Origin of the sequence: Streptosporangium sp. NPDC020072 (assembly GCF_040631445.1) — a bacterium.
Classification (GTDB): domain Bacteria; phylum Actinomycetota; class Actinomycetes; order Streptosporangiales; family Streptosporangiaceae; genus Streptosporangium.
Genome location: NZ_JBEYAB010000023.1, coordinates 1 through 19,775, shown reverse-complemented (window position 1 = coordinate 19,775; position 19,775 = coordinate 1). Strand labels below are relative to the sequence as shown.

Annotated in this window: 20 protein-coding genes; 9 read left to right on the top strand and 11 right to left on the bottom strand. The window is 70.2% G+C overall.

Annotated elements, in window-relative coordinates; all coding sequences use genetic code 11:
* Positions 1–4: 4 nt before the first annotated feature.
* From ABZ470_RS38895 to ABZ470_RS38880, 4 genes are all read right to left on the bottom strand, one after another.
* On the bottom strand, positions 5–868 hold the full coding sequence (locus tag ABZ470_RS38895; protein ID WP_362917869.1) for an SAM-dependent methyltransferase: 864 nt from the start codon (positions 866–868) through the stop codon (positions 5–7).
* Positions 869–1,179: 311 nt separating this feature from the next.
* A complete protein-coding gene (locus ABZ470_RS38890; protein ID WP_362784152.1) occupies positions 1,180–1,365 on the bottom strand; it encodes a hypothetical protein in 186 nt (61 codons plus the stop codon).
* Positions 1,366–1,709: 344 nt separating this feature from the next.
* Complete coding sequence (locus ABZ470_RS38885) at positions 1,710–1,907, bottom strand: ferredoxin (protein ID WP_352015502.1); 198 nt, start codon at positions 1,905–1,907, stop codon at positions 1,710–1,712.
* 75 nt (positions 1,908–1,982) lie between these two features.
* Positions 1,983–3,194 carry a cytochrome P450 gene (locus ABZ470_RS38880; RefSeq protein ID WP_352015411.1) on the bottom strand — a complete coding sequence of 404 codons (1,212 nt, stop codon included), beginning with the start codon at positions 3,192–3,194 and terminating at the stop codon, positions 1,983–1,985.
* Between the two features lie 148 nt (positions 3,195–3,342).
* On the opposite strand from ABZ470_RS38880, the gene ABZ470_RS38875 reads away from it, so the two are divergent.
* Positions 3,343–3,987: a TetR family transcriptional regulator gene (locus ABZ470_RS38875; protein ID WP_362917867.1), complete on the top strand. Its 645-nt coding sequence runs from the start codon at positions 3,343–3,345 to the stop codon at positions 3,985–3,987.
* A gap of 5 nt (positions 3,988–3,992) precedes the next feature.
* Here ABZ470_RS38875 and ABZ470_RS38870 read toward each other — a convergent pair whose 3' ends face one another.
* Positions 3,993–4,466, bottom strand: coding sequence for an Rrf2 family transcriptional regulator (locus ABZ470_RS38870; RefSeq protein WP_352015409.1), 474 nt, complete (start codon positions 4,464–4,466; stop codon positions 3,993–3,995).
* Positions 4,467–4,546: 80 nt separating this feature from the next.
* On the opposite strand from ABZ470_RS38870, the gene ABZ470_RS38865 reads away from it, so the two are divergent.
* Complete coding sequence (locus ABZ470_RS38865) at positions 4,547–5,308, top strand: NAD(P)H-binding protein (protein WP_362917864.1); 762 nt, start codon at positions 4,547–4,549, stop codon at positions 5,306–5,308.
* Here ABZ470_RS38865 and ABZ470_RS38860 read toward each other — a convergent pair.
* Complete coding sequence (locus tag ABZ470_RS38860) at positions 5,293–5,877, bottom strand: hypothetical protein (RefSeq protein ID WP_362917862.1); 585 nt, start codon at positions 5,875–5,877, stop codon at positions 5,293–5,295. The genes ABZ470_RS38865 and ABZ470_RS38860 overlap by 16 nt on opposite strands.
* 436 nt (positions 5,878–6,313) lie before the next feature.
* Between ABZ470_RS38860 and ABZ470_RS38855 the strand changes: the two genes are divergently transcribed.
* Positions 6,314–7,969: a carbohydrate-binding protein gene (locus ABZ470_RS38855; protein WP_362917860.1), complete on the top strand. Its 1,656-nt coding sequence runs from the start codon at positions 6,314–6,316 to the stop codon at positions 7,967–7,969.
* Between the two features lie 448 nt (positions 7,970–8,417).
* Here the strand turns inward: ABZ470_RS38855 and ABZ470_RS38850 are convergent, their stop codons facing one another.
* The gene (locus tag ABZ470_RS38850) at positions 8,418–9,512 is read right to left on the bottom strand and encodes a helix-turn-helix domain-containing protein (RefSeq protein ID WP_362917858.1); all 1,095 of its coding nucleotides are present in this window, start codon (positions 9,510–9,512) and stop codon (positions 8,418–8,420) included.
* Positions 9,513–9,584: 72 nt separating this feature from the next.
* Here ABZ470_RS38850 and ABZ470_RS38845 point away from each other — a divergent pair, with 72 nt between their 5' ends.
* A complete protein-coding gene (locus ABZ470_RS38845; protein ID WP_362917856.1) occupies positions 9,585–10,310 on the top strand; it encodes a DJ-1/PfpI family protein in 726 nt (241 codons plus the stop codon).
* A gap of 77 nt (positions 10,311–10,387) precedes the next feature.
* Here ABZ470_RS38845 and ABZ470_RS38840 read toward each other — a convergent pair whose 3' ends face one another.
* Positions 10,388–12,226, bottom strand: a complete 1,839-nt coding sequence (locus ABZ470_RS38840) for a siderophore-interacting protein (protein ID WP_362917854.1) — start codon at positions 12,224–12,226, stop codon at positions 10,388–10,390.
* A gap of 255 nt (positions 12,227–12,481) precedes the next feature.
* On the opposite strand from ABZ470_RS38840, the gene ABZ470_RS38835 reads away from it, so the two are divergent.
* Positions 12,482–13,210: an AraC family transcriptional regulator gene (locus ABZ470_RS38835; RefSeq protein WP_362917852.1), complete on the top strand. Its 729-nt coding sequence runs from the start codon at positions 12,482–12,484 to the stop codon at positions 13,208–13,210.
* Positions 13,211–13,433: 223 nt separating this feature from the next.
* On the opposite strand, the gene ABZ470_RS38830 is transcribed toward ABZ470_RS38835, so the two are convergent.
* Positions 13,434–14,492, bottom strand: coding sequence for a hypothetical protein (locus tag ABZ470_RS38830; RefSeq protein WP_362917850.1), 1,059 nt, complete (start codon positions 14,490–14,492; stop codon positions 13,434–13,436).
* A 357-nt stretch (positions 14,493–14,849) separates the two neighbouring features.
* On the opposite strand from ABZ470_RS38830, the gene ABZ470_RS38825 reads away from it, so the two are divergent.
* Entirely contained in the window at positions 14,850–15,863 is a 1,014-nt protein-coding gene (locus ABZ470_RS38825; protein WP_362917848.1) for a GNAT family N-acetyltransferase, read from the top strand.
* Between the two features lie 9 nt (positions 15,864–15,872).
* Here ABZ470_RS38825 and ABZ470_RS38820 read toward each other — a convergent pair whose 3' ends face one another.
* Positions 15,873–16,085 (bottom strand): hypothetical protein, encoded by a 213-nt coding sequence (locus ABZ470_RS38820; RefSeq protein WP_362917846.1) that lies wholly within the window; start codon positions 16,083–16,085, stop codon positions 15,873–15,875.
* A 144-nt stretch (positions 16,086–16,229) separates the two neighbouring features.
* On the opposite strand from ABZ470_RS38820, the gene ABZ470_RS38815 reads away from it, so the two are divergent.
* Genes ABZ470_RS38815 through ABZ470_RS38805 form a run of 3 tightly spaced genes read left to right on the top strand, consistent with a single transcriptional unit; the run spans position 16,230 to position 19,071 of the window.
* The gene (locus ABZ470_RS38815) at positions 16,230–17,489 is read left to right on the top strand and encodes a carotenoid oxygenase family protein (RefSeq protein ID WP_362917844.1); all 1,260 of its coding nucleotides are present in this window, start codon (positions 16,230–16,232) and stop codon (positions 17,487–17,489) included.
* A gap of 20 nt (positions 17,490–17,509) precedes the next feature.
* Positions 17,510–18,391 (top strand): TetR/AcrR family transcriptional regulator C-terminal domain-containing protein, encoded by an 882-nt coding sequence (locus tag ABZ470_RS38810; RefSeq protein ID WP_362784109.1) that lies wholly within the window; start codon positions 17,510–17,512, stop codon positions 18,389–18,391.
* Positions 18,392–18,432: 41 nt separating this feature from the next.
* The gene (locus ABZ470_RS38805) at positions 18,433–19,071 is read left to right on the top strand and encodes an HNH endonuclease family protein (protein WP_362917842.1); all 639 of its coding nucleotides are present in this window, start codon (positions 18,433–18,435) and stop codon (positions 19,069–19,071) included.
* A gap of 110 nt (positions 19,072–19,181) precedes the next feature.
* Here ABZ470_RS38805 and ABZ470_RS38800 read toward each other — a convergent pair whose 3' ends face one another.
* Positions 19,182–19,484 (bottom strand): hypothetical protein, encoded by a 303-nt coding sequence (locus ABZ470_RS38800; protein WP_362917840.1) that lies wholly within the window; start codon positions 19,482–19,484, stop codon positions 19,182–19,184.
* Positions 19,485–19,775: the final 291 nt, after the last annotated feature.

The window sequence follows — 19,775 nt, the reverse complement described above, 5'->3', positions numbered from 1 at the left end:
GGGGTCACGCGGCGGGGGCCGGGACCACCGAGCGGACCAGGCGGCAGTTCTCCGGCGGCAGCAGCCTCTCGTTGCTCAGCCAGCTCTCCGGATCGGCGACCTCCCGCTGGCCGACGTGCTCGGCGACCGTCAGGCCGTGCTTCGCGAGCGCGGCGGACAGTTCCTCGGGGGTGAAGAAGCTCAGCCAGGGCTCGCCGCGTTCCGCCGCCGCGGCCATGGCCATCTGGCCGAAGGCGGTCGCGGTCTCGTCGCACAGGGCGGGCGGCAGGGCGTACTCCATGACCAGTTCGCTGCCGGGAGCCAGCCGGGCGACCGCCGTGAGCGTGGTGCCGACGGCCTGGGCGGTGAGGTACATGCTGACGCCGAGCCAGCTGACCAGGGCGGGTGCCGCCGGGTCGAACCCCTGGGCGACGAGCCGCTCGACGAGGTCGTCGGCCTCGAAGTCGGTCTCCACGAAGACCGGCCCGTCCTGCGGGGCGAGGCCCGCCGCCGCGAGCAGGCCGCGCTTCCAGCGCTGGGTGGCGGGGTGGTCGACCTCGAAGACCGTCACCTCGCGGGCCAGCGGTGAACGGTTGGCGAAGGTGTCCAGCCCCGCGCCGAGGATCACGTACTGCCTCATCCCGAGCCCGGCCAGTTCCGCCAGCCGAAGCTCGGTGTACCGACTACGGGTGGTGACCTGCGCGCGGACACCGGACAGGATGAGGTGCTCTCCGTAGGCGCGGTGGTAGCCGATCAGCTCCTCGGCCCGGTCGCCCAGCAGAGCCTCGGCGAGGGTGTCCTCGAAAATGAAGGGTGCTCGGTCGACCACCAGATGGGCGGCGCGGGCCGCCGCCGCCATGAGCGCGGTCTGGCTGTGCTCGTCGTTCATCGGCTGTTTCCTTTCGCGGTTTCCAAGCCGTTGAACGACGATGCTAGGCGCGTGTCCGGGTGATTGTTTCCATCATATCAGTTGAAAATTAATTTAATGTAACGGCCGGATGATGATACGGGATCACTGTTTTTTATTCGCCGGTCGGTGCCCGGGGGGAGGGTGTCCGTCCGTGCACCGGGCGTGCCGTCCCCGCGGAGGTCTCCCGGGCACGAAAAACGGGGCCGCCCGGTTGGGCGGCCCCGCGGGGGGCTTGCCGTACGGCTGTGACCTCTAAGTGTTCTTCGAGGTCACAGCCATGTTGTCAAGGCTTAGAGGAAGTAGTAGACGTCGACTCTGCCGTCGGAACGGTTGGAGAAGACGGCTTCGCCTGCCTGCTGAGCAGGGGCCCTGTTGACGAACGCGACCGCCGCCGCAGGGTTCGCCTGGATGGTGTGCCGCCAGATCTTCGGGGCTGCTGCGAGGGCTTCCTTGCTGGCGACCTCGGAGTCACTCATTTTGTTCTGCCTTTCTGCCGATAGGCGGTCGTGGAGAGGTGGTGCAGCTCATGTATCGCACGACAGGAAAGGCGGTGTGTATGACCCCAGGGTATGTATTGCATTTCTTTTCGGTCGGTTCGCTGATTGCCAGAAAGGGCAAAGTGTTTTATGTGTGTCTTTGTGTGGAAATGGCGTTCCGGTCATTTGTTGCCATTGGCGGTATATGCGGCCTCGGTGGGGTGTGACATGGCATTAATGCGGAGACAGAAGAATGGCTACCAAGAGTAATCGATTATTAACCCTGAGTCGTGAAATGGTTCGTGGGCCGAAAGCCCCGGGGCAACGGCCCCGGGGCGGGGATCTCAGTCCTCGTGGACCGTGATCGTCGAGGTCGGGCAGACGGCGGCGGCCTCACGGACCGCCCTGTGCAGCTCCTCGGCGGGCGCGGGTTCGAGCAGCACGACGATGCCGTCCTCCTCGCGCTGGTCGAAGACCTCGGGCACGGTCAGCACGCACTGTCCGGCGCCGCAGCACCTCGTCTGGTCAACGCTCACTCTCAAACTCATGCCGATTCCTCCTTCACCGTCACGGACGTCGACGCCATGGACGTCGCGTAACAAATGCCGCCACGGTCCTCACCACCGGACCGGCAGCTCGCTCAGCCCGCCGACGGCCAGTCCCTCGACCCGCCGCAGTTCCTCCTGGGGTACGGCCAGCTCCAGGGTGGGCAGCTTGCGCAGCAGTACCTCAAGGACCACCTGGAGTTCGGTACGGGCCAGGGCCTGACCGAGGCAGGAGTGGATCCCGGAGCCGAAGGCCAGGTGCGGGTTGGGGGAGCGGGTCATGTCCATCTCGGCCGCCGCGTCGAAGACGCCCTCGTCCCGGTTGGCCGAGGCCATGCTGCAGATCACGGTGGTGCCCCGGGGCAGGGTCGTGCCGCTGACCTCGATCTCCTCGCGCAGGTAACGCGGCAGGCCGATGCCCGCGTTGGCGTCGAGGCGCAGCGCCTCCTCGACCGCGGTGCGCACCAGCGAGGGGTCGGCCAGCAGCCGCTCCCACCGGCTCCGGTCGCTCAGCAGCATGGCGACCATCTTGCCGATCATGTTGGCGGTGGTCTCGTGCCCGGCGACCAGCAGTCCCATGCCGGTGACCACGATCTGGAGGTCGGACAGGCCGCCCTCCTCGGGAGGGCCGACCGCGATCAGCTCGCTGAGCAGGTCGTCGCCCGGCTCGGCGCGCTTGGCGGTGACGTGCTCCGACATGTACTGGAAGAACTCAAGCTGGGAGGCCTCGGTCTCCGCCTTGGTGTAGCGGGTGAGGTTGAGCAGCGCGTCCGACCAGTGGGAGAAGCGGTCCCGGTCCTCGGCGGGCACGCCGAGCATGTCGCAGATCACGTAGACCGGCAGCGGGAAGCCCAGGGCGGCCCGCAGGTCGCCAGGGGCGCCACCGGCGACCATGTCGTCGACGAGCCGCTCGGCGATCTCGGTCATCTTGGGCCGCAGCGCGATCATCCGTTTGGCGGTGAACCACTTGGCGACCAGGCGGCGCCAGTGCTGGTGGCCCTCACCCGTGTCGGGGACGATCTTCGTCATCTCCCCGCTGAACACCCCGTCGCCCTCCGCCGAGAGCCGGGCCGCGTCGGGCGCGTCGAGTCGTCGGGTGAAGCGGGGGTCGGCCAGCACCCGCTTGACGTCGTCGTACTTGGTGAGCAGTGTGGCCTGGTCGCCACTGGGCAGCCTCACATGGGCCACGGGACACTGCTCACGCAACCGCTCCCACTCGGCGGGCGGCTCAAGCGCCGTCTCACCGGGGAACGGGTAGTTCAGAAGCTGCTCGTCGGTAGTCACGCGGGCCTCTCCTCCGAACGGAACGGTCGATGGGGGCGCTCGCTTCGGGCGACGATGCCCGATCTTCCTCCCGTACGCCCCCTGTCATCGAACTTAACCTACATATGGAGGAAAACCTACATGTGTAGGTAGAAGGTAGATTTATCCCGTGACCACGAACAGAGACGGCAGAGCTCCCCTGGGTGATCGGCGGGTGCGCCGTACGCAGAAGGCGTTGCAGGGCGCGCTGATCGAGCTCGTCGAGGAGCGGGACCTGTCCCGCCTCAGCGTCGCCGACGTCGCGGGACGGGCGGGGGTGAGCCGTTCCACCTTCTACGACCACTACCGGGACGTCCACGAGCTGGCCGAGGCCGCCTGCACCGTGATGATCGACGAGCTGATCGGGGCCGTGCCCGGTCCCGGCGCGGTCTCGGCGGACCCGGCGCGGGACGCCCCCCAGAAGCTGCTGGCCTTCTTCACCACGCTGGCCGAGCACGCCGGGCTCTACCGCGCCCTGCTCGGGCCGAGCGGGAGCGCGCGGGTGATCGACCACATCCGCCGCCGTGCCACCGCGGCGGGATACGCCGGGGCACGTCAGGCCAGGGGCAAGGCCACAGTGGGAGCCACGGTGGAGGTCGCAGGGGAGGCCGTACGGCAGGGTGACGGAGACCCGCACGACGTGCCCGCGGCCTTCACCGCCGGGGCGCTGGTCGGGGTGGCCGCGGACTGGCTGCAGCGCGGCTGCCCGCGCACGCCCGCCGAGATGGCCGACCTGACCTGGCCGCTGTTCACCGCCCTCTACCGCCGGGACTGAGCCCGTCAGGGCTGGGTGAGCAGCCGTGACCGGGTGCGGGCGGGAGCCGTACCGGGCAGGGTGTCCAGGACGTCGGCGAGGGAGACCCCGGCGAGACTGCTCCGCCACGCCTCGTGCGCCTCGGCCATCTTCCTGGCCAGCACGCAGGTGTCCTGGCACTGCTCGGGGGGCAGCGCCCCGCGCCCCTGCATGCGGATCTCCCGGCACTCGTACGGCGAGGCCGCTCCGCCGACCGCCTCGACGATCTGCAGGAGCGTCACCTCGGAGGCGGGCCGCGCGAGCCTGAACCCCCCTCTCGGGCCCGTCGTCGCGGCCAGCACCCCCGCCTTGACGAGCAGCTGCAACTGCTTGGCGAGATAGGGCGCGGGCAGGTCGTAGTACTGAGCGAGCTGAGCCGCCGACGCGATCTCCCCCGGGAGGAGCTGCGCCAGTGACGCGGCGCAGTGCAGGACCCATTCGGTGCTCACGGGCAACTTCATGCCATGAGTCTATCTAAGACATTGCGGATCTTTTTAGTCCGAGATACCGTGCAAGTGACACCACGGGAGGAAAGGTCATCATGCGGATCGCAGTCGCCGGTGCCACCGGCAACATCGGAGCCCTCACCGTCGCCGCCCTCGAAGGCCAGGGGCACGAGGTCGTGCGCGTCAGCCGTTCACTCGGCGTCGACCTGACGACAGGAGAGGGGCTCGACGCGGCCCTGACCGGGGTGGACGCCGTGGTCGACGTCACCAACGGGGGCGAAGGAGACCGGGCGGAGGCGATCGCCTACTTCGGCGCCACGACGCGCAACCTGCTGGCGGCCGAGGAACGGGCGGGCGTCCGGCACCACGTGCTGCTGTCGATCGTCGGCATCCACAAGATCGAGGGCAACGCCCACTACGCGGGCAAGCGGGAGCAGGAACGGCTCGTGTCCGAGGGGCCGGTGCCGTGGACGATCGTGCCCGCCACGCAGTTCCACGACTTCGCCGCCATGGTGGCGAGCTGGACGGAGCGGGACGGCGTCGCCACCGTCGCGCCGTTGCTGGTGCAGCCGATCGCGCCCGCCGACGTGGCCGCCGTCCTCGCCGAGGTCGTCACGGGTGAGCCCCAGGGCCGTCACCCCGACGTGGCCGGGCCGCACACGGAGGACCTGGTGGACATGGCCAGGCGCACCAACGAGGTGCTCGGCCGTAAGGTGCGGCTGGTGCCGACGTGGAAGGAGCTGTTCGGCGTCGAGATGGCCGGCGAGGTGCTGCTGCCCGGCGAGGGCGCCCGCATCGCGCCGACCACCTTCGAGGAGTGGCTTGAGCGTCTATCGGAGGATCACGGGAAGAGGTAGGCGATGTCGGCCCGGTCGTTGCCCGAGCCGAGGGCGTCCGCCTTGTACCACGCGCGGGAGCGGTTCAGGGTCGTCGCGTCGTCGTAGATCGCCCCGCCCGCGCGGTCGGACTGGTTGTTCTCCAGGGCGCTGGTGATGTCCTGCCAGCCGAAGTCGGCCAGCTGGTGGAGGCCGTACTCGTAGAAGGCGATCATGGCGCCGCCCTCGCGGTCCCACAGGGCGTGCTGGTACAGGCAGTAGTCGCCGTAGCCGCAGGCGATCCTGGCGTAGGCGGTGCGCGCGGTGGCCTTCACCGGGGTGGGGAAGGTCATGACGGCGCCCTTGTCGCTCCAGACGATCTGGTTGGCGCCCCTGCGCTGCCCGCCGTACCTGGCGATGTGCTTGTCGATCTTGCCGGCCAGGTCGGCGTCGTCGACCGAGGTGAAGTTCGTCTCCTCGGCCCGCGCGGCGGAGACGGAGGTGGTCGGGGAGGGGTCCGGTGTCGGGACGGCGGCACCGGCGGGCGCCTGGACCGTGACGGTGAGCGCGACCGCCGCGGCGGTGAGCGACAAGGCTCCTCTGGCCTTCATGTGTCCCCCTTTTGTCGGTGAGTTTTCCCCAGTGCGATTGTGCGCCGCGTCCAGGAGGAACCGACAGCTGGGAACGCGCCAAAAAGCACGGATTCCCTGCCACCGTCGCGCTCGTCGACGGCCTTCATTGTCAGGAGTGCTTTACCGGAGTCCTTGCAGGGTCGTCAGGGCGACGTTACAATCCGAATCTATTAGGAAAGTTTCCTAATGGAAAAAACGGTGAAGAGGTGTTCACCTGCCTCTTCACGCTTAACGGGTCGCTTCGGCGTCCGCGCTGAACGTGACCCTGTCCCGTTACACATGCCGGCCAGGCAGTGCCGACGTGAAATCTCGGTACGGCCCGCCCGGTGAAAGACGCACTCCGCCCACGGCCGTCCCCGCTTTGCGGGACAGCGGCGGGCATGCCAGAACACCCCCCATCCTCTGGAAGTGTGACGTGAGATTTCGTGTCGTCATCCTCGCGCTCTTAGCCGCCGGCATGACGGGTCTGGGCGCCCCCGCGCTGGCCGACGCCGGCGCGGTACAGGCGAGTGTCCAGGCCGTCGCCGCGGCCTGGGCTCCCTACACCTCCTACACGGCGGGCACCGTCGTCACCCACAACGGCGTCGACTACCAGTGCCTGCAGAGCCACACCTCGCTGCCCGGCTGGGAGCCCGACCGGGTTCCGGCCCTGTGGAAGGTCAGCACGGGTGGTCCCAGTGACCCGACGCCCCCCTCGACCCCGGGCAACCTGCGTGTCACCGGCACCTCGTCGAGCACCGTCTCACTGGCCTGGGACGCCTCGACCGACAACGTCGGCGTGACCGGCTACGAGGTCTACCGGGGCACGACCCTGGTGACCACCGCCACCGGCACCACCTACACCGACTCGAACCTGAGCCCGTCGAGCACCTACACCTACACCGTGCGCGCCCGTGACGCCGCGGGCAACCGCTCGCCGGAGAGCTCCCCGGTCAGCGCGACCACGCAGGGCGACAACGGCGCCCCCGGTCAGCCCGGTACGGTCTCGGTGACTCCGACCGCGACCAGCATCACCCTGGCCTGGGTTGCCTCCAGCGGCACCGTGACCGGCTACCGCGTCTACGAGGGCGCCACGCAGAAGGCGCAGGTCACCGGGACCACCGCGACCATCTCGGGCCTCGACGCCTGCCGGGCGTACACCTACACGATCAAGGCCTACAACGCCAACGGCGAGTCGGCGGGCCGCGACGTGACCGCCAGCACCTCCGGCTGCCCCCAGTCGCCCAGGCTGCCCGGCGCCCCGTACCTGTACATGGGCTGGGGCAACCCCCCCAACCCGGGCACGGTGATGGACGCGACCGGCGTCAAGGCCTTCACGATGGCCTTCATCCTGGCCCAGAACGGCTGTAACCCGGCGTGGGACGGCCAGCGTCCGCTGACCGGCGGCTCCGACCAGAACGCGATCAACACGATCAAGTCCAAGGGCGGCAGCGTCGAGATCTCCTTCGGTGGCTGGAGCGGCAACAAGCTCGGCCCGAACTGCTCCACCCCCGAGGCCTTCGCCGGCGCCGTGCAGAAGGTCATCGACGCGCTCGGCCCGGCCGTGGTCGACTTCGACATCGAGAACACCGACGAGTTCGAGAACTACACCGTCCAGGACCGCATCCTCAACGGTCTGAAGATCGTCCGGCAGAAGAACCCGAACGTGAAGATCGTCGTCACCATCCCGACGTTCAAGACGGCCCTGAGCGCGGCGGGCGTCAGGCTGGTCAACCAGGCCAAGGCGCTGGGCGCTCCGATCGACAACTACACGATCATGCCGTTCAACTTCAGCGGCACCGAGATGTACCAGGACACGGTCAACGCCTCCGAGGGGCTGAAGAGCTCGCTGAAGAGCGCGTTCGGCTGGAGCGACTCCGAGGCCTACGCGCACATGGGCATCTCCGGCATGAACGGTAAGTCCGACAACAACGAGACGACCAGCCCGGCCCAGTGGACCAAGATCCGTGACTGGGCCATCTCCAAGGGCCTGACCAGGTTCTCCTTCTGGGCGGTCAACCGTGACCGGGTCAACGGCGGCGGCGTTCCGCAGGCCGAGTGGGAGTTCACCAAGATCACCGCGGGCTTCTGACCTTCGGCAATGATCTGACCTGAAGTTCGGAAAGGGGACGGGGCGCCACCCGTCCCCTTTTCTTCTGCTTATTCACGATTTTTCGGGATGTGTCCGGGAGTTCTGCCGGTCGTTTCTCCGACGGCCCCTTTCGGCCGTTCCCCCGAACGTCCCGAATGCCTCCTCGAACGTCCTGGACGCCCCCTGGTTCGCTCCCTGGGACGGGCCTCCGGCGTCCTGAACGCCCTCTCATCCGACCCCCGGGACGTCCCCGTACGGCTCCCGGATGTCCTGAACGTCCCTCGTGCGCCTAGGCGTGTTCCCCGGGACGCCCTTCAGCCGTCTCGGACGTCCTGGGCGTCCCCCGCCCACCCCTGGGACACGTCCCCTGGCGCCCGAACACCCCCTCGTCCGACCCCGAGACGTTCCTCACGCGGCCCCCGGATGTCCCGGGACGGCCGGGGGACGTTCAGGGGACGTCCTGGACGTTTCCCCGGGCGTTCTCCCGGAAGCGGAAGGCGGCGCGGTAGGCGCTGGGGCTGACCCCGGCCCGTTGGGCGAAGCGGGCGCGGAAGGACGCGGGCGAGCCGAAGCCGCAGCGCTCGGCGACCCGCTCGACCGGCAGGTTCGTGCTCTCCAGCAGTTCCCGCGCCCGGTCGACCCGGGCCCGCAGCAGCCACCGCAGCGGTGTCGTCCCCACCTGGTCCTGGAAGCGGCGGTTGAGGTTGCGGACGCTGGTGTTCGCCTGGCGGGCGATGTCGGCGAGTGTCAGCGGCAGGTGCATGTGCTCGCGCGCCCAGCGCAGCGTCGGCCCCAGATCGGCCCCGCCGGGTGCGGGCGACGGGTGGCGGACGAACTGGGCCTGCCCGCCCTCGCGCTCCGGGGCCATCACGACGCCCCTGGCGACGTTCGCGGCGACCGCGGGCCCGTGGTCGTTCAGCACCACGTGCACGCACAGGTCGAGCCCGGCCGCGACACCCGCCGAGGTGAGGATCTGCCCGGTGTCGACGTACAGGGCCTTCGCCTCGACCTCGACCAGCGGGTAGGCGCGGGCCAGCTCCCCGGTCATCCGCCAGTGCGTGGTGGCCCTGCGCCCGTCGAGCAGCCCGGCGGCGGCGAGCACGAACGCGCCGGTGCAGATGGACAGGACACGGGCACCACGCCGCGCCGCCGTACGGAGGACGTCGAGCACCTCGGGCGTCACCTCGGGCGCGTCCCGCGTCAGGCCGGGCACCACGACGGTGTCGGCGGAGGCGGCGTCCGCGAGCGGGTGCCCCGGGCTGAGCCGGAAACACGCGACGCCCACGGCGGTGGCCGTCACCTCGCCGGGGCCGCAGACCAGGACCCGGTAGAGCGGCGTCCCGCCGGGCGAGTACGCGCTGGCGAACACCTGGCAGGGCACACCCAGGTCGAACGCCACGACCCCGGGCAGCGCCAGCACGGCGACGGTGTGCACAGGGGCGGACACCGCCTCGGACGCGCCACCGGACACACGGGCGGACGCGCCACCGGAAACGGCGTCGGGCACGGGAGCGGACACGCCGAGGGGCGCGGGGGTGGACACGGCCAGAACCTAGCGCACCACGGCACTCACGCCACTGGTCCGTCCCGGCCGCCGACCGCAGACTCGTGGCTCATGGAACGCAGAACCCTTCTCCAGAGCGCCGCCGCCGTCACCACCGGCGCGCTCCTGCCGACCGCGGTGAGCACCGGTACGGCCACAGCGACGACCACGACGCCGGGGTCGTCCCTGCGGCGGGTGCACATCGTCCTCTTCGACGGCGTCGAGGAGCTGGACTTCGCCGCCCCGCTGGAGACACTGGACATCGCGAGCAAGTTCGGCGCGCCCATCGAGACGACACTCGTCACCTGCGACGGGCCGAGAACGATCGTCGCGAGCTGCGGCACCAGGATCCAGGTCACCGCCCCCTGGCAGCCGGAGAACGCGGACGTGATCCTGGTGCCGGGCGGCTACGCGCGCGACCCCGACCGGCCGGGCGTGGCCAGGGAGATCAAGCGGGGGGTGATCCCCGCCGCCCTGCGGGCCGCCCGCCGTACGCGTCCTGTCATGGCGTCGGTCTGCGTCGGCGCCCTGCTGCTGGGGGCAGCGGGCCTGGTCAGGGGACGGCCCTGCACGACCCACCACATGAGCAAGGACAAACTGGCCGAACAGGGCGGCAAGGTCGTCGACGCCCGGGTGGTGGACGACGGCGACCTCGTCACCTCGGCAGGGGTCACCAGCGGCCTCGAACTGGCCCTGTGGCTCGTCCAGCGCGGTCACGGCATCGACGTCTCCCTCAACGTCGAACGGGTCCTGGAGTACGAACGCCGGGGCGCCGTCTACCGGACCGGCCGAGACTGACCCGGACAGACCTCAGCGCGCGGCCCCGGACACGCGCCCGGCCCGGTGGACGGCAGGTTCGGGGCCACGAGCGGACCTCAGCGCGCGGCCTCCAACACCCACAGCCGGTGGTCCCAGCCGATGTTCCTGGAGAACCTGACGCGTAGCCCGGCCTGGGCGGCGAGCCCTTCGATCCGCTCGGCGGGACGCAGCCCGGAGCCGAAGGCGCACTTGAGCCGCAGGTGGTAGAGCATGTCCTCGGCGTCGTGGAAGTCGTCCGGCATGCACGGCTCGACCATGACCAGGTCGGCGCCGTCGGGCAGGCCGTTCGCGGTCTCGGTGAGCACCTGTACGGCGTCGCCGTCGGGCAGCCAGGTCAGCAGGTGCGCCAGCAGGTAGGTGCCGTCCCCGCCGGGCGGTACCGCGCTCGCGGAGGCGACCAGCTCGACCTTCGGCAGGACGTCGGTGTCGAGCACGCTCTCCCTGAGCACACCCAGCGCCGACGGCATGGCCGCGATCCGCACCTTCAGCGTGGGGAAGGCCTTGACCAGGGCGTTGACGACGCTGCCCGTCCCGCTGCCCGCCGCGGTCAGCGAGCTCACCTTCTCCCAGTCGTAGGCACCGACGACGCCGGGCACGACCCACAGCGCGGTCTCCTCGACGATGGAACGGGCGGAGCCCCCCAGCGTCTCGTCGGTCCGTACGGCGACGCCCAGCGTCTGTCCCGCCGCGGTGCGGTAACCGCTCCGGCCGGTGCGGAGCGTGTGCACCAGCCCGGACAGCGAGAGGTCGAGGGCGGCATGAGCCCCGTCGAGGTGATACTCCTCCGCCGAGTGGTCGTCCTCGATCAGCTCGTCGCTGATGGGGGTGAGCCGGTAGCCGCCGTCCTCGTCGCGTGCGAACACCTCGATCGACACCAGGTAGGACATCAGCACGCCGAGGGTCTCCGGGTCCGTGGCGGAACGCCGGGCCAGCTCGGGCAGGTCACGCACCCCGGAGTGGACCAGGTCGACCAGGCCGAGCGTGATCGCGGCCCTGACGGCGAAGCCGGGCGCCAGGTCGGTCATCGTGTGCAGCCGCTCGTGGGCGTCGTCGTCCTCCTCCTCGTGCGCCTCGGCGGCGGGGGAGGGCGCGGTGTAGCGCCAGTAGCCGGTGAGGTGCATCCACTCGCGGGGCACCTCCCGTTCGGTGACGAGGTGCCGCCGTACCTCCTTGAGGGCACCCGCCTCTCCGGCCGCCCAGACGAACACGGTCCCGGGCAGCCAGTCCAGCTCCCGTACGGCGCGCGCGAGCAGATCGGTCGTCCCGGCGGGGGCGCCGTCCCGCGACAGCCAGACGACGTCGGCGTCGGCCCTGGTCGGCAGCTCCTGCCGGTGGGAGGGGTCGCCGATCTCGATGAGGACCTTGGCCCTGGTGCCCTCGGGCATCTCCTCAAGCCAGCGGCCGATGGCGGGCAGCGCGGTCTCGTCGCCGATGACCAGGAGCCAGTCGGCGCCCTCCGGGTGGCTGTGGGACATCTTCGGCCCGGCGATCCAGGCGACCTGTCCGGGGGCCGCCTGGTCGGCCCACGACGAGGCCACGCCGCCTTCGTGCCGTACGAAGTCGAAGTCGATCTCACCGGCCTCGGGGTCGAAGCGGCGCGGGGTGTAGTCCTTGGCGAGCGGCCGTTCGTCGACCGGCCAGTCGAGGCTGCTGACGTTCTGCGCGGGCAGCACGGGCGGCTCGTCCCCGACGCCGAAGAAGAACTTCACGTGGTCGTCGAAGCCCTCGGAACGCAGTTCGGGCAGGTCGAGCCCGTCTCGGGTGAAGGCCCGCAACTGCTCGCCGCCGAAGGTGACCCGCCGCATTCCCGGCGTGACGTCCGAGACACGCAGAACGGTCAGCTCTCTCAGCACGATGGGAAAGGTGACGGCCGCACGGGGATTGCGGGTGGGCATCTGCGCTGCTCCTTGGTAGAGGGCGACGGGCTCAGGAAACTGACCATAGGACGAACAGGGCGAAACAAATCCAACCGGGCGGCCAAACCGTGTGTCCGTCCGTGCCATTCAGGCGCTCACGGCGGCCGTACCCCTGCTTCTTAAGCTGATAAATGGCTACTTAGGTTACCCTTACCTTATTTTGGTCGATCCAACGTGGAGGGCGGCCGCTCACACTCAGGGGTCACGTACCCCTGACCGTCAGGAGGTCGGACCGTGATCGGAGAGGTACCTGGGCCGGAGATCATGGCGGACGACGAGTTCGTCGCGGACTGGGGGCATCCGCCGCACGCGCACACCTACCACCAGTTCCTGTTCGTCCCGCTCGGGTGGATCACGGTGACCGCGCAGGGCAGGGAGCACCGCCTGTCGGCGTCGGTCGCCCTGTGGATCCCGGCGGGGATCACGCACAGCGCCAGGTTCGGCGAGGACTCGATGATCGTCTCCGAGTCGTTCGACGCCGAGCGGTACCGCCTGCCGTACACCGAGGTCACCGGGGTGAACGTCACCGACGCGCAGCGCAGGCTGTTGCTGAGCAGGACCCGCAGGTCCGTGCTCTCCGACGACGCGTTCGCGTTCGCCTCGCTGTCGGCGGCGACGCGGGCGAGCCTCCCCCTGCCGCAGCCGAGCAGCCCGCTGGCCGCGACCGTCGCCAGGGAACTGGGCCGCAGGCCCGACGATCCGCGCACGGTCACCGAGTGGGCGCTGAGCCTGCACACGAGCTCGACGAGCCTGCGCCGGGCGTTCCGGGCCGAGACGGGCCTGGCCTTCTCCGAGTGGCGGACCAGGCTGCGGCTCAACCACTCCCTCGACCTGCTCCAGCGCGGCCACCTGGTCGGCGCGGTGGCCGCCATGGTCGGCTTCAGCAGCGTGAACGGCTACATCATGGCGTTCCGACGGCATTTCGGGCAGACGCCGGGGGCGTACGCGAGGAAATCGGCCTGAAGGGGGAGTCGCGATGGAACCGTCCCAATGGCGGTCCGGTCCCGGAAGTTGTCAATTCACCTGAGGTGACCGGCTGATCACTGATAGACACGTCATCGGTGGGCGCGGTGCTGGAGGAGGAACCGGGCCCACCCGAGGAAGGGACGGGACCATGGCCGCCGCCGCACGCCAACCCCACCCCGTCCGTCCCCGGCCGCTTCCGGGCACGCCGTACGGCCGGGCCTCAGCCGTGGTCGGCGGGAGAGTCACCGGCCGGCGGCTCAACGGGAGCCGGGGCCTCGATCAGCCCGATGGGCAGCGCGCCGTCGGTGTTCCACGGGGGCTGGGTGAGCTGCTCGGAGGCGCCGTCGAACTTCCTGGCGGCCTTGGGGTGGCCGTTCGAGGCGGCGCGGTTGAACCAGCTGGCCGCGGCCCAGTCTTCTCCCTTGCTCTGGTGGATCATCGCCAGCCGGTAGGCCGCGTCCGCCTGACCGTGGTTGCCGGCCAGGCGGTAGAAGAACATCGCGACACTGAGCTGCTCCGGCCCCGCCCGCTGGTAGTGGCGGCCGTACCGGTAGGCCAGCTCGGCGGCGGCCCTCGACTGCTGCGGGTCGTTGAACAGCGCGGGCGCGTCGGCGTGCCCGGCGTCACCGGCCTGGCGCAGCCACTGGCGCCCCTCCTCGGGCCAGCCCTTCAGCAGGGCGATGACGGCCAGGCGCATGCAGTCGTCGCCGTTGCCGACGTCGCTGTGGTGCAGTAGCCGGGCACCGGTCCTGCCGTAGACCTGCAGGAGGTGCTGGGTGGCCTCGGGCAGCGGGGGCTCGCTCGGGGCGGTGGGCCGCTGCCGCGTCCTGCGGGGGGCCTCCTGGGGCCCGGACTGCTCCTGAGGCCGTACGGCGGGCCGGGTGAACGGCGAGGACGCCGGGGGCGTCGGGGCCTGAGCCGTCTCGGCCGGCGCGGGTTCCTGGACGGTGGGGGTGCCGAGATGGGCGGCGCGCCAACGCCGGTGCCAGGCGTCCGTGTCTCCCAGGGCGCTCACGTCGAGCCCGGTCAGCTCGGCGGCCGTCGTGCAGGCGCTCACGAAGGAGGACACCCACGGCCAGCCGGGGACACGCTTGCGTTTCCCGCTGAGGATGTCGTGGGTGGTGCTCTCGGTCAGCTCTCTCGCCAGGCCCGGGGTCTTCCCCGACGGCCGTGAGAGCCTGCGCAGCTCGGACAGCGTGGGGGAACCGGCCAGCTCACGCAGCTCGTTGAGCTGCGCGATGAAGGCGCGTAGCGTCGCGACGTGGTGTGAGTGAGCCATCGCCCCCAGCCGGAAAATGAGTGATCTGTGATCTACGGGTAGTAGTTGGAGTCATATTGGCATCAACCGAGGGTCAAGCAGGGGGAGATCTCATATCCCGCCTCGTCCGGGGCCGATCGGGGGTTGACCTGGTCAGGCGCACCCGGATGAGACAGAACAAGGTCGAAACGATCCGGATGACTCCGGATAGGTCCGGACGAAATCGGATGCCCTCGTCGCTCTGGAAAGCCCGAAGAACGACGAGCCCAACCCCATTCTTCCGTCACCCGCCCCGCCGTGACAGGTGATCCGCTCCAGACACCGGTCTCCGCGGAAGTCCTCTGGCGTCCCGCGAAAAAGGCATGTCACAGTGTCGGAATGACCTCTGCGACCGTGGAGTCCTTCGTGCCATGCCACGCGACCGAGGTCGATCTCACCGCCTGGTGCGAGGTGTTCGGCGACGGGCAGCGGGAGGCCTCCGGAGACTCGCCCTCCGTGACCGCGCTGGCCGGACGGCTGCTCGCCGAGGAGGCGCCCGCCGTACCGCGCTGGGTCGCCCGGGGCGACGGCGCCCGGCCGGTCGTCGGCGTGGCCGAACTCCGGCCACAGTCGCGCGACCCACGCGTCGGCTTCCTCCGCCTGTTCGTGGTCCCGTCGGCCCGGCGCGCCGGTGTGGGTTCCGCCCTGCTGACCCGGATCGCGGAGGACGCCCGCCGGGCCGGGCTGGAGCGGATCCAGGCGACGGCGCCGGCCGGGGAGCCGGGGGAGGCGTTCGCCCGCACCTGGCGCGGAGCGCGGGAACTGTTGCGCCTTGAGCGTCAGGAACAGTCGCTCGACGAGACGGTGCTGCGCCGCTGCCGTGATCTCGCCGCCTGCCCGGACCCCGCCCGATACCGGCCGGTGTACTGGCACGGCCCGGTTCCCGAGCCGCTGGTCCTCACCTTCGGTCAGGCCATGGGCCACGTGCTGGACGCGCCGGGCGCCGCGCTGCAGATGGCGTCCCGGCAGGGGTGGGACCGGGAGGCGGTGCGCGCCTGGGAGGCGCAGCTGACCGCCGGTGGCGAGCATGTGATGGTGCACGCGGCGCTGTGGCGCGACACCGGCCAGGTCGTCGCCGCGACGGTGATCACCGTCGCGGGGGACGACGCTCGGGACGCGGCACAGCACGACACGGTGGTGCTTCCCCAGCACCGGCGGCGTGGCCTGGCCCGCTGGATGAAGGCCCGGCACACCCTGCTGCTGCACGAACGCTTCCCGTGCGTGCGGACCGTCGGCACGACCGTCAACCAGCGGAACCTGCCGATGATCGCGGTGAACCGGACGGTGGGCTACCGCACGGTGCACGAGCGACTCCTGGTGGAACTGCCCCTCGCGGACGGTGTGCGCCGATGAGAAGGCCGGTCAGGCGTCGCCCACGGTCGTCCCGGTTCGGTGCCGGGCATCGGCGCGCTCGGCTGAGGCGGGGACAGGGAAGACCTCACCGCCCGCCGCCATCCCGTCCCACGGGTCCTGCCGGGCCAGGAACGCCTGCCGTACGGTCATTGAGATGGCGTAGACCTCGCGGAAGATGTGTTTCTTGCTGCTGGAGTGGTGGTGGAACGCGCCACGTGTCACGCCGGCCCTGGCACAGCTCTCGTCAACCGCGGTGGCGGAGAAACCGTCGCCGTCGAAGGGCGCCCCACTCTTTGCACTAGTGCAGAATGCGGCTCTTTTCGCTGTTGCAAAAGGGGTGGTCGTACTCCTGCGTACGGTGTCCACATGAAGTACCTGGAAGGGCCCTTCGCGCCCGTCGCCGAGGAAGTCACCGCCTACGACCTGCCTGTCACCGGACGCGTCCCGGCCGAGCTCAACGGCCGCTACCTGCGCAACGGGCCCAACCCGCTGGGCGTCGAAGACCCCGTCGTGCACATCTGGGGCATGGGCCAGGGCATGGTGCACGGGGTGCGGCTGCGTGACGGCCGGGCCGAGTGGTACCGCAACCGTTTCGTGCGCGCACCGGGTTTCGCCCCCATGGTTCACGTGATCGAGCACGCCCGGCGCACCTTCGCCATGGCGGAGGGCGGCCTGCCGCCCGCCGAACTGGACGAGGAGCTGAACACCGTGGGCGTGTGCGAGCTGGGGGGGACCGCGGAAGGATTCACGGCGGGGGCGCACGCCAAGCACGACCCGCTCACCGGCGAGCTGCACTCGCTGTCGTACATGGTGGGCCGCGACTTCGTCCAGCACATCGTGACCGACGCCGGGGGGACCGTCGTCCAGACCACCGGCATCCCCATGACGCGGACACCGTTCATGCACGACTTCGCGCTCACCGAGAGCCACGTGGTGGTGTGGGACACGCCGCTGGGCTTCGACGGGTTCGACTGCCGGTGGCTGCCGGAGCACCCGACGCGGGTGGGCGTCATGCCGCGGACGGGCGGCGACGTACGGTGGCTGGACATCGACCCGGTCCACGTCAGCCACACGCTCAACGCCTACGACGACGGCGACTCGATCGTGGTCGACCTGGTCACGGCCGAGGGGCCGTTCGATCCCGCCGACCCCGGGGCGATCCGGCCCACGCTGGACCGCTGGACGATCACGCCGGACGGGCTCCACCGGCGGCGCGTCGACGACCGGCCGCAGGACTTCCCGCGGGTGAACCAGGCGCGCGCCACCCGCCCGTACCGCTACGGCTACTCGGCCGCGACCGCCCTGTACGGGATCCCGTTCGCCCCCGAGGGCATGCCACCGGACGACGCCTTCACCAACGCCCTGGTCAAGCATGACCTGGAACGGGGGACGACCGAGGTGCACGGGTTCGGCAAGGACGAGGCGGTCGGGGAGGCGGTGTTCGCCGCCGCAGGGCAAGGCGAGGACGAGGGATACCTGCTCACGTACGTGCACGATCCCCTCCGGAACGCGAGCGACCTGGTGATCCTCTCGGCCCAGGACTTCACCGGTGAGCCCGTCGCGCGCGTCCACCTCCCTGTCAGGGTGCCGCTCGGCCTGCACGGCAACTGGATGCCTGACCGCTGAGGCGTGGCAGCATGGCCGATGTGAGCGCTCCGCAGCCGCCGTACCTCCGGATCGTCGCCGACCTTGAGCGGCGCATCGCCGACGGAGAGCTGCGGCCGGGTGACCCCGTCCCCACCACCCGGGCGATCATGCGCGAGTGGGGCGTCGCGATGGCGACGGCCAGCAAGGCGCTCGCCGCGCTCAAGCAGGCGGGCGCCATCGAGTCGACGTCGCGGGTCGGCGCCGTGGTCGCCGGCCGGAGACTGCCCTCGCGTTCGGCCGGAGGCCTCGAACGTGGCCACGTCGTCCGCGTGGCCATGGAGATCGCCGACGCCGACGGCTTGGCCGCGTTGTCCATGCGGGCGGTGGCGGCCGACCTCGGGGTCGCCACCATGGCCCTCTACCGGCATCTGGAGGGCAAGACCGAGCTCACCCAGCTGATCGCCGACGCCGCGTTCGCCGAGATCGAATATCCGGAGCCGCCGCCGGGATGGCGTTCCCACCTGCGGGTGGCCGCGCGGCTGCAATGGGCGGCCTACCAGCGTCATCCCTGGTTGCCGCGGCTGGTGTCCATCACCCGGCCGGTGACGCCGCCGGGGCAGCTGGCGTACGGACTGTGGACCCTGCGCGCCCTCGACGGCCTCGGCCTGGACCCGGACACCCGGCTGCACATCTACGCCACGGTGGTCAACTACGTGCGCGGGACGGCGATCAACATCGAGAGCGAGGCAGCCGCCGAGCTGGACACGGGGATGACCAGCAAACAGTGGGGCAGGGCCAAGCTGTCCGCCGACGGGCCGCTGGTCGCCCAGGTCGCGGAGCCGGGCACGGAGCTCGACCTGGAATCACTGTTCGCCTTCGGCCTCGAACGCCTGCTCGACGGCCTGACCACCGTCATCGCCCCCCGGGAGACCCGCCGGTGACCGGTCGACATAGCCGGATCTTGGTGGGTATGGGGAAAGTCATGATTTTTCCGAGGCGGGCAGTCCTCGTCGCCGTACTGACCCTCACGCTCATTCCCCTCACCACCCCACAGGCGGAAGCGGAACCACGTAAGCAGTCACAGGCCGCGAGCGCGGCCCTAGCCCGGCACATGCTGGCCCGGCTCAAGGTCGCCAGGCCCCTGAGCATCCGCGGCTACAGCCGCGAGCGGTTCCAACCTTGGGAACGCCGCTCGGGAAGGTGCGACACACGGGAAACGGTTCTGGCCCGCGACGGGCGGCACGTACGGCGTGACGCGGCCTGCCGTCCGGTCAAGGGACTCTGGTACAGCCCGTACGACGGCAAACGGCTCAGGAGTGAGAAGCAGGCGGACGTCGATCACGTGGTGCCGCTCGCCTACGCGTGGCGCTCGGGCGCCAAACGGTGGAGTCAGGCCAAGCGGCGCGCGTTCGCCAACGACCTCATCCGCCCCGAGCTGCTCACCGTCAGCCACTCCGCCAACATCGCCAAGGGTGGGCGGGGTCCGCAGGGCTGGCGCCCGCAACGCCGTGCCCACTGGTGCCGGTACGCGGCCTCGTGGATCACCGTGAAACACCACTACCGGCTCTTCGTGACCCGCAAGGAGAAGGCGGCGCTGCTCAACATGCTCCGCACCTGCTGACGCCGGCCTTCCCGGCGGCCTCCAGTGGTCAGGCGTCGTTTCGGCTGAGGGGCACGCCGGGGCCCAGGCGGGCGTCGGTCACGTGGCCGCGGCGGAAGGCCGGGCCGTTCTCACGACGCCTCTTTCGCTCCGCTCCCGGTGATCGAGCAGGAGTGGGCGCCCAGGGTGCCGTTCCAGGGGAAACCCCAGCCGCAGTGGTAGGTGCCCGCCGCCGCCCCGGATCTGACGGTGACCGTGAAGTCGACGTAGCCGGTGCCGTCGCAGCTCCACGCGTCCAGCGCGTAGCCGCCCTGCTCCTGCTGCCGCTGTCCGAACCAGCAGTCGAAGGAGCCGTCGGCGTGCGCGGGGGGAGTTCCCAGCAACGGAACGGCCAGGACCACCACGGCGCCGAGGACGAGCCCGATCGGTTTCATGGTCCTCCCTCATACGCGTGTCTGGCGTTTCCCTTCGGACGGTATACAGCCGCACCGAACGTGTCGACGGTAATAACTCAGCGGTTCTATGTGGATTTCTCCCATCGGCGTCACGGGGCCGAACAAACCCGTCGGCACAGAATTCCCGCAGGCCGGACCACAGGGCTAAACACCGAGCAAGAAGCTAGGGCCTGTTTTGTGGGTGGCGGCGGCGGGCCGGGGGCGAACACAAACCCCGCCAAGGGCGGGTTATTTTGGTCGGGGTTTTGAGGGGTGAAAGGGACAACGATA

Bases quoted from the DNA above. Each gene is read 5' to 3' on its own strand.
- ABZ470_RS38895 (WP_362917869.1), bottom strand. From the start codon at position 868: ATGAACGACGAGCACAGCCAGACCGCGCTCATGGCGGCGGCGGCCCGC.
- ABZ470_RS38890 (WP_362784152.1), bottom strand. From the start codon at position 1,365: ATGAGTGACTCCGAGGTCGCCAGCAAGGAAGCCCTCGCAGCAGCCCCG.
- ABZ470_RS38870 (WP_352015409.1), bottom strand. From the start codon at position 4,466: ATGAAGTTGCCCGTGAGCACCGAATGGGTCCTGCACTGCGCCGCGTCA.
- ABZ470_RS38865 (WP_362917864.1), top strand. From the start codon at position 4,547: ATGCGGATCGCAGTCGCCGGTGCCACCGGCAACATCGGAGCCCTCACC.
- ABZ470_RS38860 (WP_362917862.1), bottom strand. From the start codon at position 5,877: ATGAAGGCCAGAGGAGCCTTGTCGCTCACCGCCGCGGCGGTCGCGCTC.
- ABZ470_RS38845 (WP_362917856.1), top strand. From the start codon at position 9,585: ATGGAACGCAGAACCCTTCTCCAGAGCGCCGCCGCCGTCACCACCGGC.
- ABZ470_RS38840 (WP_362917854.1), bottom strand. From the start codon at position 12,226: ATGCCCACCCGCAATCCCCGTGCGGCCGTCACCTTTCCCATCGTGCTG.
- ABZ470_RS38830 (WP_362917850.1), bottom strand. From the start codon at position 14,492: ATGGCTCACTCACACCACGTCGCGACGCTACGCGCCTTCATCGCGCAG.
- ABZ470_RS38825 (WP_362917848.1), top strand. From the start codon at position 14,850: ATGACCTCTGCGACCGTGGAGTCCTTCGTGCCATGCCACGCGACCGAG.
- ABZ470_RS38815 (WP_362917844.1), top strand. From the start codon at position 16,230: ATGAAGTACCTGGAAGGGCCCTTCGCGCCCGTCGCCGAGGAAGTCACC.
- ABZ470_RS38805 (WP_362917842.1), top strand. From the start codon at position 18,433: ATGATTTTTCCGAGGCGGGCAGTCCTCGTCGCCGTACTGACCCTCACG.
- ABZ470_RS38800 (WP_362917840.1), bottom strand. From the start codon at position 19,484: ATGAAACCGATCGGGCTCGTCCTCGGCGCCGTGGTGGTCCTGGCCGTT.